Source organism: Flavobacterium collinsii, from assembly GCF_902804485.1.
Taxonomy (GTDB): Bacteria; Bacteroidota; Bacteroidia; order Flavobacteriales; family Flavobacteriaceae; genus Flavobacterium; species Flavobacterium collinsii.
Genome location: NZ_CADCST010000121.1, coordinates 17,679 through 35,986 on the forward strand (window position 1 = coordinate 17,679; position 18,308 = coordinate 35,986).

General features: G+C 35.6%; 14 protein-coding genes. 4 read left to right on the forward strand and 10 right to left on the reverse strand.

Translation table 11 applies throughout. The features are described from left to right. The 3 genes from FLA105534_RS19680 to FLA105534_RS19690 form a co-directional block, all read right to left on the reverse strand. Window positions 1–2,571, reverse strand: a 2,571-nt coding sequence (locus FLA105534_RS19680; protein ID WP_217427715.1) for a DUF7507 domain-containing protein, incomplete at its 3' end; no start/stop codon positions are given. A gap of 364 nt (window positions 2,572–2,935) precedes the next feature. Further along, window positions 2,936–3,556 (reverse strand): response regulator, encoded by a 621-nt coding sequence (locus FLA105534_RS19685; RefSeq protein ID WP_157495883.1) that lies wholly within the window; start codon window positions 3,554–3,556, stop codon window positions 2,936–2,938. Window positions 3,557–3,603: 47 nt separating this feature from the next. Continuing rightward, window positions 3,604–5,340 (reverse strand): ATP-binding protein, encoded by a 1,737-nt coding sequence (locus FLA105534_RS19690; RefSeq protein ID WP_173967792.1) that lies wholly within the window; start codon window positions 5,338–5,340, stop codon window positions 3,604–3,606. A 562-nt stretch (window positions 5,341–5,902) separates the two neighbouring features. Between FLA105534_RS19690 and FLA105534_RS19695 the strand changes: the two genes are divergently transcribed. Together FLA105534_RS19695 and FLA105534_RS19700 are read left to right on the forward strand one after the other, a co-directional pair. Next, on the forward strand, window positions 5,903–6,898 hold the full coding sequence (locus FLA105534_RS19695) for an SDR family NAD(P)-dependent oxidoreductase (protein ID WP_173967793.1): 996 nt from the start codon (window positions 5,903–5,905) through the stop codon (window positions 6,896–6,898). Between the two features lie 184 nt (window positions 6,899–7,082). Continuing rightward, entirely contained in the window at window positions 7,083–7,883 is an 801-nt protein-coding gene (locus FLA105534_RS19700) for a helix-turn-helix domain-containing protein (RefSeq protein ID WP_173967794.1), read from the forward strand. Window positions 7,884–8,046: 163 nt separating this feature from the next. Here the strand turns inward: FLA105534_RS19700 and FLA105534_RS19705 are convergent, their stop codons facing one another. The 3 genes from FLA105534_RS19705 to FLA105534_RS19715 all read right to left on the reverse strand — a co-directional run bounded on the left by FLA105534_RS19705 (window position 8,047) and on the right by FLA105534_RS19715 (window position 12,453). After that, window positions 8,047–10,884 carry a M16 family metallopeptidase gene (locus tag FLA105534_RS19705; RefSeq protein WP_246253270.1) on the reverse strand — a complete coding sequence of 946 codons (2,838 nt, stop codon included), beginning with the start codon at window positions 10,882–10,884 and terminating at the stop codon, window positions 8,047–8,049. Window positions 10,885–11,125: 241 nt separating this feature from the next. Next, window positions 11,126–12,028 carry a hypothetical protein gene (locus FLA105534_RS19710; RefSeq protein ID WP_173967795.1) on the reverse strand — a complete coding sequence of 301 codons (903 nt, stop codon included), beginning with the start codon at window positions 12,026–12,028 and terminating at the stop codon, window positions 11,126–11,128. Window positions 12,029–12,030: 2 nt separating this feature from the next. Continuing rightward, window positions 12,031–12,453, reverse strand: a complete 423-nt coding sequence (locus FLA105534_RS19715; RefSeq protein ID WP_173967796.1) for a DM13 domain-containing protein — start codon at window positions 12,451–12,453, stop codon at window positions 12,031–12,033. Window positions 12,454–12,819: 366 nt separating this feature from the next. Between FLA105534_RS19715 and FLA105534_RS19720 the strand changes: the two genes are divergently transcribed. Then, entirely contained in the window at window positions 12,820–13,785 is a 966-nt protein-coding gene (locus tag FLA105534_RS19720; protein ID WP_173967797.1) for a hydrogen peroxide-inducible genes activator, read from the forward strand. 181 nt (window positions 13,786–13,966) lie between these two features. Here the strand turns inward: FLA105534_RS19720 and FLA105534_RS19725 are convergent, their stop codons facing one another. Continuing rightward, on the reverse strand, window positions 13,967–14,764 hold the full coding sequence (locus FLA105534_RS19725; RefSeq protein ID WP_246253271.1) for an alpha/beta hydrolase: 798 nt from the start codon (window positions 14,762–14,764) through the stop codon (window positions 13,967–13,969). A gap of 230 nt (window positions 14,765–14,994) precedes the next feature. Next, a complete protein-coding gene (locus FLA105534_RS19730) occupies window positions 14,995–15,414 on the reverse strand; it encodes an OsmC family peroxiredoxin (protein ID WP_173967798.1) in 420 nt (139 codons plus the stop codon). 466 nt (window positions 15,415–15,880) lie between these two features. Between FLA105534_RS19730 and FLA105534_RS19735 the strand changes: the two genes are divergently transcribed. Then, window positions 15,881–16,474, forward strand: a complete 594-nt coding sequence (locus tag FLA105534_RS19735) for a hypothetical protein (RefSeq protein ID WP_173967799.1) — start codon at window positions 15,881–15,883, stop codon at window positions 16,472–16,474. 53 nt (window positions 16,475–16,527) lie between these two features. Here FLA105534_RS19735 and FLA105534_RS19740 read toward each other — a convergent pair whose 3' ends face one another. Together FLA105534_RS19740 and FLA105534_RS24045 are read right to left on the reverse strand one after the other, a co-directional pair. Beyond that, entirely contained in the window at window positions 16,528–17,298 is a 771-nt protein-coding gene (locus FLA105534_RS19740) for a methyltransferase domain-containing protein (protein ID WP_173967800.1), read from the reverse strand. 833 nt (window positions 17,299–18,131) lie between these two features. Beyond that, on the reverse strand, window positions 18,132–18,308 hold the full coding sequence (locus FLA105534_RS24045) for a T9SS type B sorting domain-containing protein (RefSeq protein WP_394368053.1): 177 nt from the start codon (window positions 18,306–18,308) through the stop codon (window positions 18,132–18,134).

Sequence of the window (18,308 nt, forward strand, 5' to 3'; positions counted from 1 at the left end):
ATCACCAACGTTTACAATACCGTCTGCATTAGCATCTACATAAACTCCTTTTTTGCTTACCGTTACTTTTGGTGAAGACGTTAAAGGAACTACTGTACAAGTTGAACATGCAGCTGGATCTTTTGGTGGACAAGTCGAACAAATTGGACTTGGATCGGTTGACTTAGCTGTTACCGGAGATCCTGTTGGAGGAGTTCCTGTTACTGTAGCTACGTTGTCTACCTGTCCATTATTCATATCAGCCAAAGTAATGGTGTGAACGGCTGTAAAACTAGAAGAATCTGTTGCTCCTGGAGCTAAACTCGCTAAACTTCCACTTACCACTGCATTAGCATCACTAATGGTTACCGGAGCAAGGGTTACGTTTCCTGTATTTTTAACTGTAAAAGTATAATCAATTCTATCGCCTGCGTTTACGGTTCCATCTGCATTAGCGTCTACATAAGTGGCTTTTTTAGCTACTTCAATTTTTGGTGATGCTATAAAAATAACCGTTAAAGCATCTGTTTTTACGTTATTACAACCCACACCGCTAGGCGTTCCGTCACATTCTACATCAGGATCTACCGGAGGTGTACCGATATGTGTATCTGCTGTGGCGTCCGGATCTGTTAAATCTGCAGGACGCATGATCGTCGCTTTGATAGTAGGATTAGTTCCTTCGGCTGCTAATACCTTTACCACAATCGTGAAGGTAATCGTGGCATCTTTAGGTAAGTTAACCGTGGCATCAAGAACGCCACCAGTAATAGTTTCTGTCGTAACTGCGCCTCCCAAAGTAGAAGACCAGGTAGAAGATTGTACCGCCAAATTTGCACCTGAAGCTAAGTCTGAAAGTTTGAATTTTGCTCCGGTTACACCGTTTGGTCCTGCAATATTTTTTACAACTACTGTATAGGTAACATTTGATCCTACATTACCGCTGACCAAATCACTAATACTTGTTACTGCTAAATCTGCCTCATTTTGTACAATTGGTACAGATATTGGTGGCCCGGGTGTAGTATACACATAAGCCCATGTATCCAGTAATTGTAAGTCTCCATACCCTGAAGAACGAAGCGAACTAGTAGTCCATTTATGTGTACCAGCTAAACTGTTATTGTTTAAAGTACGCGAAGAAGCATCCAACAGATTTGGAGGAAATTTATCGGTACTACCCGTATCTGTTCCAATCGGCGTGTCGTTCCAATACACATTACTATTAGGATCCAGTCCATTCGATCTGGTAATTATAATACCGTTCGTATTTCGTTCAGCATCTAAATATGGAAAGTGTACCTCTCCATTAAAAAGGACAATACTTAATTTCAAACTAGTATTATTGGTTATAGGATTACGCGCACCATCTCTACCATCCCATCTTACTTTATTTGCACCCGCAATAGCAGTACCTGTCAAAGTTACATCTATGGCATCTGTCATCAATCCATTTCCATTAACATCAATTTCGATAAGATAATTAGCGTTAACAGTGGCCGTAAAATTGATAAAAGCTCCTAGAGGATAAATTCCCATACCACTGGTGCCTTCTACTCCATTTACTGAAATAGCTGAAATAGCTTGTGCAACAATAGGCACATTCAACCAAGTTGTGGAAGCTGTGCTCCCCGGAAAAAAAATAGGCGAAGAAGCCGGTAAGCTTGCGTCTGGTAGATTAAAAAATATTTTGGATGTCGTATTGGTTAAATCATCAACAATTGTAGGATCCTGAAAAGAAAAACCTGTTTTAGTATTATCTAAATTATATAAACTCGCCATAGACGTGCTTTTATAACTTGGAGCTCCTGTTGCCGCTGAACCAGTTCTAACCCCTTTATTGTTACAAAAAAAAGCAAAGTAATAAGGTGTCATACCATTAGGTTTAACAGTATACCTAAAACCATCATTTGTAATAATATTACAAGTAGACATGAAACTATTTGAAGCAGAACCTAAAGACCCTGTTAACACATTAGTATACACACGTCCCTTTTGCCCAGTTCCTCCTTCATTGGCTACTGTAATATCCCAAGCAACAACATAAGGACTATTATTCGCTTGTGTCCAGTTTCCGTCAGCTGTAAAAGTATGAGCAGCAAAACTAGTATTAGAAGGATCTAAAGAATCATTAGGTGATATAAACTCTACTACCCACACTCCCGTTTCTCCTGCCGGTACTTTAAAACTATATGGTGCATAACCACCCGTAGTCAAATTTACAGGACCATTAATTTCTTGCGTTCTATTGGCAATTAACCCAACTGTAGTAGAGTTCCCGCTACTAAAGCTAGTATTACCAGTTGGACTTGTCAAAAGAATTGTCCCTCCGCGAATACCTTGAGCAGAAGACCCTAAATAAAGCGTTTCGTTGGCTTTCGCATAAACAAACATTCTTCCTCTGTTTACAATTGCGGTACTATTAGGTGCTACACCCGAACTAGACAACATCATTCTATGTCCCGTTGCCCCACTGGGGAACAAATCCTTAGACCCTTCAGCAAAGACATTCCATCCACTGAAGAGAGAAAGGAGGCACAGTATAAAAGTCAGCTGTAATTGCCTTAATTTTAATGTAATTTTATTCAACATTTTAATAGTTTTGATTATTAGTAACTGCTTGTAGTATTTATCTCCCGATAACAACCTGAGTGCAACTTTAATTCCTGCTTCCGTAGCGAATGCATGAGAGTAAAAAAAAGTTTTTTAATAAATGTATCGGATGAAAAACGATTACTTTTTCGGATAAAAGCATCAAAATCAAGCGAAATAAAAGAGATTAAGAAACCCTCCTCCAGAGCGCTTCTTCTAACAAAAAACCGGGTTTTAAAAAAAGTAAAGTTCACCATATAATAAATAATTAAAATTCCATACAAAGACTTTTCGAATATCCCTTGATATTCAAAAATTGTAGCGATTGTATTCAAGTCGAAGGGACCTAAACCACCACTATACTCTAGTTAATATGTCCCAATTTTGACGCCTCGCGCACCATACCGGCAACATTACTCACATCGAGTTTGCTAAAAATATTTTTTCTGTGATTTTCGACCGTATTGACCGAAAGTTTCAATTCGCCGGCAATATCGGCTGTAGTAAATTCTCTAATAATGTATTGCATGATCGTAAGCTCTTTTGCCGTTAGCGTAATTGCCGTACCTACCCTGTTTTGTTTGGACAAAAAGGCGTAGTCGTCCGGCAGATAAACTCCGCCTTCCCATACTAATCTAATAGCTTCTAAAAGATCTTCGCTGTCCTGATTTTTATTAACGTAACCTTTTACGCCCATAGCCAATAGGTTTTCGACTAATATGGGACTCGAAAGAGAGGTAAAAGCAATTACTCGTAAATCAGGATGATTTTTATGAAGGTATTCATAGACTTCCAGTCCCTGCACATCACTTGCAATCAGATCAACAATAATTAAATCTAATCCTGAATGCTGCTGAACTTTAAGATATAAATCTTGCTTATTTGTAGCGTAAAAAAGCACTTCCAAATCTTTTTGATTTGAAAAAAAACTAGTAAGACCCCCACAGACAATAGGTTGGTCTTCAAAAAATGCAATATGTATCATGGTACAAATTAGCGACAAAAAAATTGTTAAATAAATAGCGGTTTTCCCTATTTTGGCAAGATAATTTTGAAAGTACAACCTGCTGATTCATTGTTAAAAACGGCAAGCGTTCCTTTGTTTTTCAGCATTAATTCCTGACACAAATAGAGCCCGATTCCAAACCCCGATTCCAGATTAGTGCCTAGTCCCGGATTTATTTTCTGCTTAAACAATTTGTCAATCTTTTTTTGTTCAACTCCCTTACCGGAATCTGTTACTATGATTTCATGATTGTCATTCTCAATGGTTATAACGCTGTCTTCATAACTAAATTTAATCGCGTTATTAATAATGTTTCGTAATACAATACTTAAAACAGCTGAGTTGAAAATAACAGTTGTTCCTTTTGAAACTTTAAGCTCGATTGTAATATTCTTGGCTTTTAACTGATGTGATAATTCCTTACAGGTTGCGCTGATACTATTGTACAGCATAATCTCACTATAACCCGACTGTGCGGTAATGAGTTCCATTTTTGCCCAATCGAGTAAACTGGTAAGCATTGCATCTGATTGTTCCAATTGCTGCCCTATAGCTTTCATGTAGGTTGATACAATCTCATTTTCATTTTTAAGTATCTCTTCTTTCTCCAATAAAATTTTTAAGGTTGTGATTGGTTCCTTAAAATCATGAGATATTACTGTAAAAATCTTTTGGTGCAATAAATTAAGACGTTTAAGATCATTATTCTTCACCTCAATTTGCTCTTTTTGCAGCTTTAGCGTTTCATTGGTTATTCGTTGCTTTTTGGTCAATACTACAATCGAATACAATAATATGATTAATAAAGTAATTCCGATTAACGAAGCAATAAGGGCAACTTTTTGTTTTTGCAGACGTTCCTCTTTGCTTTCGTTGATTCTTTTCAGTTTAATATTTTGCTGTTCTTTTAATTTAATTTTATTCGCAATTTCAAACGAATCTATTCTGCTGTTCCTAATCTTGGTGTCCTCGATACCAACCAGTCGATCCAGTCTTTCAAATGTTTTATGAGCTGCCTCAAACTCCCCCTGCTCAACCATGATTTCCCTTAGAGTACGCAAAGCATTGATTTTATTCTCTAAGTCATTGCAACTGTCCGCTACTCTGATACTCTCTGTAATTGCTTTTTTCGCTTTCTCTATTCGATTTTGTCTACTGTAAATACGGGCAGTTTTTACATATACTTCAGCCAGTTTACATGGATTGTGTTTTTTTGCCACTCGTTCTGTGAGCAAAAATTCTTCCATGCTTTTTTTGTGATCGTAATTGATATAATAATAGTATCCAATAATCAGATGCAATACTATATAGTTACTGGGACTATCTGTTGGCGAAATCTTATCCTGACATAAATTGGCGTAATAGAAAGCTTTTTTATACTCTTTTTTAGTAAAGAATAAATCCGATAGTATGTATAGGCTTCTGTAGTAGGTTTTTTGCGATTCCTTTCCTTCTCCTTTTAATGTGATAGATTTATCTAAAGCAAGGATAGCATCCGAAGGTCTTCCAATTATTTTATAATAATTCGCCTTAAAAAAATACAATAACTGAAGTTCAAATTTATTTAAATCAGGCCTGGTCAAATGCTTATCGATTAAATAACTAATACTATCCGTTTGATTTCGGTTATCTAAATCTCTTAATTTCTGTTCTAATTGTTTGATTTTAGGTGTAATTTCCTGAGCATAGGAATGGAATGAAAATAAAAAAAAAGCAAGAACGAGGTACTTTATACAATTATTGGAAACACAGCGTAAAAACATAAAAATCAATAAATTAAAGTCGTTTTTCAGATGTAATATTTGCCCCTTTAATAACAAAGCAGCAATCAATTTTACAACCCCATCCCGACGTTAGCCATGAAGAGCTGAATAAACAAAGAAATTTTAAAAAACGCCTTCAAGAAGAAAAGAACTCCTGGATGTGTTTTGGTTTAATTCCCTGCTGTCATAAAATTAACTTACATTTTTTTTTAAGTAAATCTTTTCACAACTCAGCCCACATCCATTTAAAGTTTACAGCTGCAAAATTATCAATAACAACCTAATGAATTGCTATTAATTCTTAAAATAAATGATTTTAATCAAAATAAAATGGTCGTCATCCCTTATGAAACTATGAAGTTCATAAATTAACACGGTATTTAACCCTATTCTGGCCCATAAATCAATATAATCTTACTTTTTAAATTTATATCCCTTTTCGGTTTAAGATCATTCTTGATGAATGACATTCTGAACAAAGTAAAATGACATTTTAAACAAAGTCCAACGTCCAACTTCCGGATAACTTTGCCCTATAACATTCACATAAAAATCACTAAAAATGAAACAGAACAATTATCAGGGAACTTTTCAAAAGCCAATCGGTTCAGGATTTAATACAAAATCTACCACAAACGACGTCATCAAAGGCATTAATCTTACTGGCAAAGTAGCCATAGTAACGGGCGGAAATACCGGAATTGGATTAGAAACAGTCAAAACTCTTGCCTTAGCTGGAGCAACCGTTATTGTACCGGCCAGAGATCTGGAAAAAGCAAAAAAAAATCTGGCAGATATACCCCATGTAGAATTGGAATTAATGGATTTAATGAATTCCGAATCTATTGCTGCCTTTACCAAAAAATTTCTGCTATCAAACAGGCCTTTACATCTCCTTATCAATAATGCCGGCATTATGTGGGTCCCGTTTCGTCGTGACAATCGGGGTATCGAATCACAGCTGGCAACAAATTATCTGGCACACTTTCAGTTAACAGCACAACTATGGCCCGCACTGAAAAAAGCCAAATCGGCAAGAGTTGTTCAGGTATCGTCTCAGGGCCATCAGTTTGCTCCTTTCAATTTTGATGATCCTAATTTTATTAATAACGAATACGAAACTTTGCAGGCTTACGGACAATCTAAAACAGCCAGTAATTTATTTGCTCTCGAATTAGACAATCGCGGAAAAGAATTTGGTGTTCGCTCCTATTCGTTACATCCGGGATCTATAAATGGAACTGAACTTGCTCGGGAAGCCTCTTTAGAACTGTTTCAAAAAATGGGTTTCTGCGATAAGGACGGAACTATTCTGCCAGAGATTCTTGCCAGTTTAAAAACCATTCCACAAGGAGCTGCTACTACTGTATGGTGTGCTACAAGTCCGCTATTGGATTCAATTGGAGGTGTGTATTGCGAAGATGTTGAAATCGCCGCAATTGCTCATGAATCTTCTGTAGCTCCCGGAGTAAAATTATATTCTTTAGACGAAGATAATGCCAAACGTTTGTGGGATCTAAGCGAAAAAATGACTCAGGTTTCCTTTAAAATTGAATAACAAAAAGCAAAACTTAATTTCAGAAAACAACAGAAGTTACCGCAACTAACCAACGGTAACTTCTGAATAAAAGGAATGGTCAGAAAGTAAAGAATCCCTACCCACATAATTTCACTAAATTTGAAAGGCTGTTTTTTCAAAAAATAAAATTACACCCAACAAAGAAACTTAATCCTAAAAACCAATGGAATTTGAAGCAAAATACATAAGCCCGGATATTAAACTATCTTGTTATTCGGATCGCTTTTTTAAATCGGATATCATGTTCGATCAGCATATGCTGGTATGGTTTATTTCAGGTGAAACCAAGATTGTACAAACAGATGGTGTTCATATTTTTAAGAAAGGAGATATTTTTCTCATCCCAAGAAATCAATTGGCGACTATTATAAACTATCCCAAAGACGGTCAGCCACACAAAACGGTAGTGATGCATTTATCTACAGCAAGACTGAAGGAGTTTTATTCAAAACTAGATTTTAAACCAAAAACTTTACCCCATTCCCAGATAAACCACTACAATAATCATCCCTTATTAGAAAGCTGTCTTTCCTCTTTAATTCCGTACTTTGATATGAAAGAACTGCCTGAGAATATTGCCGCACTAAAGATAACAGAAGCGATTAGTATTCTTCGAACCATAGATAAAAACATTGACGATGTACTGGCCAATTTTGAAGAACCCGGCAAAATTGATTTAGTGAATTTTATGGAGCGCAACTTTATGTTCAACATGCCTCTGGACAAAATAGGCTATCTAACCGGACGAAGTCTTTCTACTTTTAACAGAGACTTCAGGAAGTATTTTAATACCACTCCACAAAAATGGCTGACACGAAAACGGCTGGAACTGGCGCACTATCAATTAACCAACAGTCAGAAAAAAACAATTGATATTTGCTACGAAGTAGGCTTTGAAAATCTTTCTCACTTTTCGCATGCCTTTAAAAAACAATTTGGTTACACGCCTACCTCATTAACTTAATTTTTTTTCTCTTCACAGATTGAATAAATTACATAGTGCAGAGCTCTTTTAAATCTGTGGGATAAAAAACCTTTGTGTCACTGTGTCAGAACATCTTTTTTCTCTCGCAGATTGTGCAGATTCTATAAGATATTATTACATATACTTCTTAGATTTGTTCCAATTATTGCAATGGTTTAAAAACAATTTCGTAGGATTTGGCTTTGTTTAAAAATGCATTGGCAAACTCCTGAATGTCTTTTTCAGTGATGTTATTTACAATATCTTTATAAGTTGCAGGGTCATCCATGTTTATATTATACTTGGAAAAATTGTATAATAAACTCAAGCTGTAGCTGTTGAAATTTTTGCTGTCTTCCCGTGATTTTAAGTAATTGCTTTTGGTTTTCGCAATATCCTCTTTTATCAAAATACCTTTTCTAATTTTGTCAATTTCGTCGTAAACTATAGGAAGTAAAGTGTTCACTTTGATCGGATCTGAATCAAAATTTATAGATAGGGCTACCGTATTTTTTGGAAATCTAGAAGCTGCTGCACTTACCTGCACACCATAAGTTCCTCCTTCTTTTTCTCTAAGGCTCTCGGTATAACGCAAAGTCAGAATATCGCTCAGCATATCGGTCAAAACAGCATTTTTAGGCGTGTATTTAAAATCGCTTTCAAACTGAATATTGACCGTACTTTTGATCGTTTCCATTTTAATTAAAACTTCTCTGTTTATTTTATTGGAATTCCATACAGGTGTTCTGTCTTTGAATGTTTCTTCCCTTTTTATCCCGGGAATACTTGCGATGTACTTTTCTAATAGCGGTTTCAAAACTTCTGGTCTTACATCTCCTACGATAAAAAAATCAAAGTTTGAAACATCACAAAATCGTTCTTTATAGATTGCTTTTATTCTTTCAAAAGACAAATCATCAATAAACTGCTGGTCCAAAAGTCTTATTCTGGGATTATTTTTCCCATAGACGATTGCATTAATACTATCTGTCATTTTTCCATTAATGTCTTTGTCCTTGTTTTCCAGGTAATTTTGAAGATTTAGCTTCTTAATATCAAAAATTTCCTGATCGAAACGTGGTTTTACAAAACGCAGGTGTACCAATTGCAACATCACTTCGAGATCCTTTACTTTAGCACTTCCTGAAACCGTTTCGCTTAAATCTCCCACACTCACTCCCGTACCCGCAATCTTTCCCGCCAGGACTTTTTCCAGATCAATACTAGAGAATGCTCCCGCACCTGAAGCGTCTGCCAAACCATTCAGTGCAAATATCGATGGTAAATCTTCTGGACCATATAAAGATGCTCCTCCGAAACTCTCCGCATGCAGCTGCACATCATTTACATTCTTATTTGCAAATTTGTAATGCACTTTTACACCATTGCTCAAAGTATAAGTGGTAGCACCGATCTCTTTACTTTCCTTTTCAGCAGTAATTTTCCCCGGAACAATCGTTACATCAGTCAGCAGAGATTTGTCATTAAAGCTGTCTTCATAAGGCTTTAAATCAGGATTGTTTTCTGATTTGGTAATAATAGCAAACGCGCTCTCCTTGGTTAGATTGGTCTCATTTTCCATACCTTCAACGGTCACTACTCTGTTCTTTGACGTATATCCACGCGTTAATTCAGCCTGGAAAGCTTTCGAATCGATATTTTTCAGAATAAATTTTATCATCTCAAACTTACTCTTAGAATCTGTAACTAGTTGGTGTGAAAGAAATTCTGATTTTATACTATTAACAATACTGCTATGCGGAATTTCTTTTTCTGATTCGATATAGTTTTCGAAATAAGAAGTAATGGCAATTATGGTTCTTTGGATTTCACCTTCGGAAAAACCAAATTTTCCGGCACGTATAAACTCATCCATGACAGCAGCGAAAGCTTCTGCCTGTTTATTTGGTTTTGGAGCAATTCCCATTCCCATTACATCGTTAACTCTTGTAAAATTAGAATAATAAACATCCGCACTTTTAAACGGGCAATTTTCTTTCTGTGCTAATTCATTCAATCTGTCATTGAGCATTGAAAATGCCATTACTCTTGTTATTAACTGCTGTAGATCGGCAAAAGTCTGACTCTGAAAAGCGCCATTTTGAATAATTTTAAAAGATATAGCGGAATTTGTTATTTCTTTATCGATGGCTAACTTAAAAAAAGGTTCCTCATGATCCGGAATTGCTACCTCAAAACGTTTTTTCGGGTTTTTAGATCTCGGAATATCCGCAAATAACGTTTTTATTTTTTGCTCAATTTCTTCTGCATTCACATCTCCAACAACGGCAATTGCCTGCAAATCGGGACGGTACCATTCTTTGTAAAAATCTCGTAGCAAAGCGTAATCAAAATGTTTTACAATATCCATATCACCAATAACAACACGGTTTGCATACAGCGAATGATTGTACAAATAAGGATTGAACAAATTAGAAATCCGGGTTGATGCGTTTTGCCTGGTTCTCCATTCTTCAACAATAATACCACGTTCGGCATCAATTTCCTCATTGGTTAGTAGTAATGAATGTGACCAATCATGCAAAATCAGCAATGCAGTATCAATGACTTTTGGATCTGTTGATGGAATATTGTCAAAATTATAAACTGTCTCATCAAAACTGGTGTAAGCATTTATATTATTTCCAAAAACAGCCCCTTGTTTTTCGAGAGTCGTCAAAATTCCTTTTCCAAGAAAATTTTTAGTTCCGTTGAAAGCCATGTGCTCCAGAAAATGTGCCAATCCTTTCTGATTGTCATTCTCTAAAATAGAACCTACGTTTTGAATAATATAATAACTTGCTGTGTTTTTATTTACCGCTGTTGGATAAATATAATACGTCATGCCATTGGATAGTACTCCTTTTTTAAGAGTTTTATTTCCAATTAAGGCATCAGCAGCTTTGTAGTTTTGCGCATTTATTGAAGCAACTCCAATAAATAATAATAGTAAGTGTAAAAGTTGAGCGTGTACAGATTTCATCATTTTTGATTTCGGCATTTAAAGTAATGGTTTTATATTTTATTCCACATCAGTTGAAAATATAAATATTCCTCCGACTTAGTAGCATCTTTGCCTAAGGACGGATATGGTTCTTTTTCAGTTCATCTGATCATGGTTTTCGCAAAATAATTAAAAATGATGTAAGGAAAAATTTGTGTTACTTATTTAACACATTAAATTTCTGTGCGACACCCGTTCTGCTCAACCTATTTATACTTGAGTCACCATCCAAAAATTTTTAAAATCGCACTTTATAGCTCACCCCCGCTGTCCATGCCCGTGTAAGTCCGTCCGGTCTGACTTCTCTCACTACAAAAGGCGTCGCAATTGAGGCTTCGATACTGTTTCCGGATGAAAAATGATATCCTGCAATTAAATTTCCATTAATGGTAAGTCCGTCAGAGCCTTTAATCGCCAGTCTTTGTCCGTAAATATCTTCGTAAGTATCTTGTCCTAAATGATAAATAAAAAGCAAATTCGGCTTGAATGAAAACTTACGATTGGTTGTATTTATGGTATACGTACCTCGTAAAAGAACGTCTGGTTTTCTTACAAATAAATTGGTAGTCACAAAATCAGCTGTACCGGAATACTCGCTGAAATACGAATTTGCATTTATATTGATCACAGGCAATTGTACAGCATAATTAAAATCCCAGTTTTTGTAGTTTAAATTAACACTTCCCAGAAAATCAAAAGTTCCAAGACTGCTTTGATAGTCCATTGGAAGTGGATGATCGTTTATTTTAAGATTACTTTGATTGAAGGGGATTTTTAACCCTGAAGTAAAACTCCATTTATAGGAACCTGTCACAACCGGTACATAGTTTGCCGTTAAAAAAACATCTCCAACAGAGCCTCTGCCACCAAAACTTCCATTTGCATAAGAAGAAGTTACCTTAGCACTTGCAGACCATTTTTCATTAAAAAATCGGGTATAACCAATATACGCCGACACATAATTAACATCGGCATCTCCTTTACCTAAAATAGTAGCAAATTCAATACTATTATTTTTCTTCTCGTCGTTTCCGTTAAACGAACTTCCTATACTGCATATACCTGCATCACTACAGCCCTGTGCCTTAGTAGGATTATATAGAAAAAGCAAGGCTAAAACAATTAAAAATTTAACTTTCATAATTAGTTGGATTTTAATGCAGCAGATGCAAAAAGGTGATTGAATTGCTGGCAATGAATTAAAACATAAGGGTAGGTTGCAAAACTGACTCCTTCGGGAACCGTATAACTCTGTGAACTTCCGGATCCTAAACTCCCAAGATTTACAAAACTTTCCGGCCTGTTGGTTTTAGAAAGATAGACTTTAAGATCGGGTCCGCTGGAAATGCTAAAATCCTTGAGAGACAACTTGTACAAGTCTCCCTCTTTATAAATATGGGCGGTACCTGTAACCTTATTGCCTCCTTCGGGTTCAAATGTTCCCGAAAATAATAAAGTCGCTTCTGAAGAAACTACCATCGAGCCAATTTTTTGACGGGTTAATTCTCCTTCTGATTCACAACCAAAGAGCATTAAAATGGTAATAAAAGTAAATATCGTTCTCATTTTGTATCGTTTAGAAAATCAAATTTACTCACTCTCATAGTTCCTTAATGTCAGCTACTTTACATATCCTGTATATTTTCGATACTCTCCTGTACTGTTTACATTTTCTGCTGCTTAGATTAAAAAAAACACCAAGACACTCCCTTATATTTTTTCTATCTTTAACCCATTATAAAAAGATCATTTAAAACATAGGTTTTACATGTTTAAAAGAATACAAAAAGAAACATCTTTCTAACACATAACAGTCTCTGTGTGTTTCAAATAAGTGAAACACCTTTTTTGAGAGTGCTAAATCTATGTTTCTATGCGTTTAAAAATAATTACATCCAACGGGTTGCTTTTATATCCATTATATAGATCCTAATGACAATTCAACAGTTAAAATATATTGTAGCACTAGATGATGAGCGTCATTTTGCCAGAGCCGCAGAAGTTTGTATGGTATCGCAACCAGGGCTAACGATTCAATTAAAAAATCTGGAAGAAGAAATTGGAATTAAAATTTTCGATCGGAACAAAGTACCTTTGACCCCTACAGTTCTTGGAGCCGAAATTATAAACCGTGCCAAAAAAATACTTCGGGAGGCTGACGAAATCAGAGATTTTGTGGTGAACGAGAAAAACAAACTTGAAGGAGAAGTCAAAATTGGTATCATTTCGACTTTGTCCCCTTATCTGATTCCGCTTTTTATTCAGGCGATGAAAAAAGCCACTCCCAAAATGCAATTCATTATAAAGGAAGCCAATACTGGCCAACTGATGAATGATGTTACTACAGGAGCTCTTGATGTGGCTATAATGGCAACGCCTACCGGAAATCCACATTTAATCGAACATCCTGTTTTTAAAGAACCTTTTGTGGCTTATTTGAATACGGTACACCCAATGGCTACAGCAACACACTACGAATTACAGCCCTCGGACCGTGCCGAATTACTTCTACTGCAAAACGAATATTGTTACAATGCCCAACTTTTGGATATTTGTGATATTAAAAGTACGGGGAAAATAAAAGAGCAGTTCAGTTATGATATCAGCTCGATTGAAACTTTAAAAAACCTGGTACGGGCAGAATTAGGGTTTGCTATAATCCCCGAACTTTCGATGATTAATGATTCAGAAACAGGACTTTTCAAACATTTTAAAGACCCCAAACCGGTACGCGAGATAAGTCTGGTGGTGTCGGATACCTTTTCTAAAAAGTTATTACTGGAAAAAATGAATGAGGCGATCTGGAATTGCCTGCCGGAATCGTTACAGCAAAACTTTGCTTACCGCAAAATAAGATGGAACGACTCTCCCTATTTTATTAAAGCTACTACCCGATAAATAGCTATCGGGAATCAATACAAAAAAAGCCAAAATACCTTGCAGTACTTTGGCTTTTGTATTTAGAAAAATGCTTCAATTATTAAGATCAATGAGAAACAAAAAACACATCGTCAAGTTAAAATAATCAAACCTGTTTTCTCGCAGATCTCGCAGATTGTGCAGATTCTATAAGATTTTATTATTTTCCGCTTAGATCTTTAGCGGCGCTAATAATTACATTTGCAACAGCTTCTGGTTGTGAGATAAAAACACAGTGACTTCCTTTTACTTCTGTCACTTTAGTTTTTGAACGTTTGTACATGGCACGTTGAATAGAAGGATCGATACTTTTGTCCTGCGTAGCAATTACTGCATAGGCTGGTTTGTCTTTCCATGCTGCTTTTGTAATTGGTGTTATAAAACCTTTTGCATAAAATGCACCTTGTGAAGCATACATAAAAGCGGCATCTTCTTTACTGATATCTGCGCAGAATCCGGCATGAAACTTAGCTTCATCATAATACACTATACCTTTATCGTTTGGAGGCAGAACACCATTTTCGGGAGCAGGAGCAGCTGTTTGCAGCCATTGTAAAGCCGATTCTCCATTATCCGGTTGAAAAGCCGCCACATACACCAATCCAACAACTTTAGGATGGTTACCAGCCTGCGTAATTACTGCACCTCCCCAGGAATGTCCTACCAAAATTGTCGGGCCGTCCTGATTGTCTAATACTACATTGGTCGCTGCTACATCATCTTCAAGTGAACTTAATGGGTTTTGAACAATCGTTACTTTGTATCCCTTTTTTGAAAGTACATCGTATAAATTTCTCCATCCGGAACCATCTGCAAATGCTCCGTGAACCAATACTACATTTTTAATCTTTGTTGGCGCTGTTTGCGCAACTGAAATTGTTGATACTAAAAAAGTTAAAATTAAAGCGGCAGACATGAATACGCGATTCAATTGTCTTTTTAAAATAGTTGTTTTCATTTTTTAAGATGTTGTTTGTTAAATTAAATAATCTATTTAGATGTAATTAATTCTAACACGTAGAAACATAGATTTTGCACTTTCAAAAAAGACGTTTCACTTATTTTTAAGGCACAGAGTAGTCTTTGTGGAAGAAATTTATTCCTTTATAACATGCTCTATTACTCCTAAATTCTATTTTCCTATGTGTTAGAATATATTGTTAGATACTACGCTAAAAATCATTTTTTTTAAGACAGTAAAGACACGTTTAAAGCAATCTCTGTATTTAGCAGTTTTGAAATAGGACAAATCTCCTTTGCTTTTTGAGCTGTTTTCTCAAAATCTTCTGTAGTAATCCCCGGAACTGCTCCAGTAAGTTCAAGAGTAATTAAAGTGATTGTACCATCTTCAAAGGTTACTTTGGCAATAGTATTAAGGTCTTCGGGAACAAAACCTGCTTCTGATAATAAAAAGCTTAACTGCATTGTAAAACACCCTGCATGTGCTGCAGCGACCAATTCTTCAGGGTTAGTTCCCACTCCTTCTGCAAAACGGGTTTTAAAAGAGAGTTGAGCCTTGTTTAAAGTTGTACTTTGTGTAGTAATGGTTCCTTTTCCTTCCATTCCTGTACCTTTCCAGTTTGCATTTGCGTTTCTTGTAAATTTCATGATTAAAGTTTTTAATGTTATCAATTTTAATTCTCAAACCGTTGTTCTGATTTGATGAGACAAATTTATGGCGGGCTTCATTATAAATCAAATTGATAATTTTTCGTCATTATAAATTTTACTTATAATATGGCTCTAAAATTCTCAAACTCAGTACTGATTATACGGACTCAACCAAAAACTATCCATACTCATGAGATAACAGCTTATTGATTACTTTTTTAGACAATTATTTTCAAGCACTTAAAAAAATATCGCATTTGAAAGGCAAAAAATAGGATCCACTCTTAATAAAACGTACAGGAATACCCGAAAAAGTCATAACTTTATATCTGATATTCTGCGTTTTAAAAAATATTAATGAATAATTAACTTTCAGCAAATGCAATAAATACCTATCATTGAATGTTATCTATCCCGACATCAATACATTCATCTGATGTCTGAATTAACACTTTAAAACAATATGAAAAAGATACTATTGACATTTATAATAATTGGTGCTTCTTTACACGGATATGCACAGAAAGAAGTGAGTGGCAAATACAAGCCAATCGATTCTAAAAATGTTGAAATAAAAGATGTACCACCTCCAACCGAAACTCCGCTAAATCCGGATCTTCCGCTTCCAAAAGAACCAACCGTTTTAAAAATAAATCCTGAGGATTTGTACAAAAACAATAGCCTTTATAAACCGGAAGCCAATGTTGAAGGCATCTTCTACAGAAGAAACGAATATCTGGGAGGTTTTGTAACCAATACAGCGGTATCTACGATTCGTTACCGTGACGCTGCTTTTGTAGACGGCGATAAAATACGAGTATATCTGAATGATAAAGTGATAGAACCCGAAGTAAGTTTAAATGGAGATTATCAGGGCTTTAAAATTACTTTGGTAAAAGGAATGAATAAAATTGACTTTGAAGCTTTAAACGAAGGTTCGGCTTCACCCAATACGGCCGAATTTCAGGTTTACGACGATAAAGGAAAAGTGATAGAAGCAAGTCAGTGGAATGTTGGTAAAGGTTACAAAGCAACTATTATCCTTTACAAAGAATAAAGCTTTCTTTGCAATGAGAAAACTCAGACTGTTAACATACTTAGAACCTTATTTCATTCCGTTTTACGGCCATAAAGTAACAGTCTTTTAAAAGAATAGATGGCGGGAAGCTTGGGAAAGCCTTCCGCTATTCTTTTTTTATAGGTTTCAATAAAAACAACTTTCTCCTCTCCTTCCAGACGTTCTGTATACGGAATCAAAGCCGATCCTGAAATAAAACTAAAAAGCGTTTCATGATCTTTTGCAATAATTGGATATACTTTTTGCTGAATCTCTAAATTTTCCAATCCGCCATCAAAAAGAATTTGGGCATATTCATCGATACTCAAAACGGGGGATTCTCTTTTAAAGCCTTTGAGATAAGATACAAAAGGCTCCTCCTGAACCAATTCTAAAAGAATTTTATTGAGTTTGTTTTCCGGTTGCACAGGCATCTGTACTGCAAACTGTCCTTTTGGATTCAGCTGTTCCAGTAGTTTAGTGAATAACACTTCATGATCATCCGACCACTGCAAAGCCGCATTGCTAAAAATCAAATCCCACTTTTCACCTGACTCTAAGGTTTCCTCTGTAGTCGATTTTCTGAAATGCAGATTATTTGTTTCTAAAGCCTTTGACTGTTCCAGCATTTCTGCCGAAGAATCAACTCCCAGAAAGTCAGCTTCTGTAAATTTATTAGCCAAAATAGCTGTTTGCTCTCCCGTACCACAACCTAAATCAATGGCTTTCATTCCTTTTTCAGGCTGAATAAAATTTGCCAAATCATAAAAAGGCTGATATCGAATGTCTTTGAATTTATTATAGATTTCAGGATTCCAGGGCATTTTTTTCTTATTTTGTGATTTGTTTTGATCCCGAAAAGAAACTGTAATCAAAATAAAATCCGTTTAATGAAGACTAAGATACAAAATTCTCAAAGGAAAGATATAACAATAAAAAAAGACTTGACAATGCGTACTTATACTGCTTTTGGTAAAAATATGCCGTTCTGTAGTGGTTTGTCCTTTATTAAAAAACATATAAACCGAACAGGTTTTAAAAAACGTTACATTTTTTTTAGAAGACTACCGATAATAAATAATACTTTCCAATACCGAACTAATTTTAAATAGTATTAATACGCTCTTCTTTGCAAACGAGTACGTTTTTGTTTTTTATGGCTTTCTTTAATCTAAAACACCATCTTCAAATTATCTAATTGTCCCATTCGACGCGATTGATCTAAACATATAAAAATAGAGATTTTATACTATCGAATATCCAAATATTGCCTGCGGTTTCAACCTCAGGAACACAATACAAAACGCCCTAATAATGCACCCCGCAATTGAAACTGCGCGCTATGCTGAATGAACAGAAGATACAAAAGGTTTAGAAGCAACACCTCAATTTAAAAGTATCGTTTTCAAATTATCTAATTATCCTCCTTCGAAGCGATTGATCTAAACACATAAAAATAGAGATTTTATACTATCGAATATCCAAATATTGCCTGCGGTTTCAACCGCAGGAACACAATACAAAACACCCTAATAATGCACCCCGCAGTTGAAACTGCGTGCTATGCTGAAATAACGGAAGATATAAAAGGTCTAAAAAAAATAAACCGGACAGGTTTTAAGACCTGTCCGGTTTAGAAAAAAAGATGATTTCTCTCTTAATTTTTAACATAGAGATATCCGGTTTTTTCGTTCATTATCCCATCTGCTTCGTAACGAAGAATGTAAAAATACGATCCGGTTGGTACTCCGCGTTGTTTATCGATTGTAACCCTTCCTTCTGAAATTCCTCTGAAAACATTACCATTGCTTCCATAATTACTGGTCTTGAAAAT

Coding starts and splice junctions, on each gene's coding strand:
- FLA105534_RS19685 (WP_157495883.1), bottom strand. CDS start 3,556: ATGATACATATTGCATTTTTTGAAGACCAACCTATTGTCTGTGGGGGT.
- FLA105534_RS19690 (WP_173967792.1), bottom strand. CDS start 5,340: ATGTTTTTACGCTGTGTTTCCAATAATTGTATAAAGTACCTCGTTCTT.
- FLA105534_RS19695 (WP_173967793.1), top strand. CDS start 5,903: ATGAAACAGAACAATTATCAGGGAACTTTTCAAAAGCCAATCGGTTCA.
- FLA105534_RS19700 (WP_173967794.1), top strand. CDS start 7,083: ATGGAATTTGAAGCAAAATACATAAGCCCGGATATTAAACTATCTTGT.
- FLA105534_RS19705 (WP_246253270.1), bottom strand. CDS start 10,884: ATGCCGAAATCAAAAATGATGAAATCTGTACACGCTCAACTTTTACAC.
- FLA105534_RS19710 (WP_173967795.1), bottom strand. CDS start 12,028: ATGAAAGTTAAATTTTTAATTGTTTTAGCCTTGCTTTTTCTATATAAT.
- FLA105534_RS19715 (WP_173967796.1), bottom strand. CDS start 12,453: ATGAGAACGATATTTACTTTTATTACCATTTTAATGCTCTTTGGTTGT.
- FLA105534_RS19720 (WP_173967797.1), top strand. CDS start 12,820: ATGACAATTCAACAGTTAAAATATATTGTAGCACTAGATGATGAGCGT.
- FLA105534_RS19725 (WP_246253271.1), bottom strand. CDS start 14,764: ATGAAAACAACTATTTTAAAAAGACAATTGAATCGCGTATTCATGTCT.
- FLA105534_RS19730 (WP_173967798.1), bottom strand. CDS start 15,414: ATGAAATTTACAAGAAACGCAAATGCAAACTGGAAAGGTACAGGAATG.
- FLA105534_RS19735 (WP_173967799.1), top strand. CDS start 15,881: ATGAAAAAGATACTATTGACATTTATAATAATTGGTGCTTCTTTACAC.
- FLA105534_RS19740 (WP_173967800.1), bottom strand. CDS start 17,298: ATGCCCTGGAATCCTGAAATCTATAATAAATTCAAAGACATTCGATAT.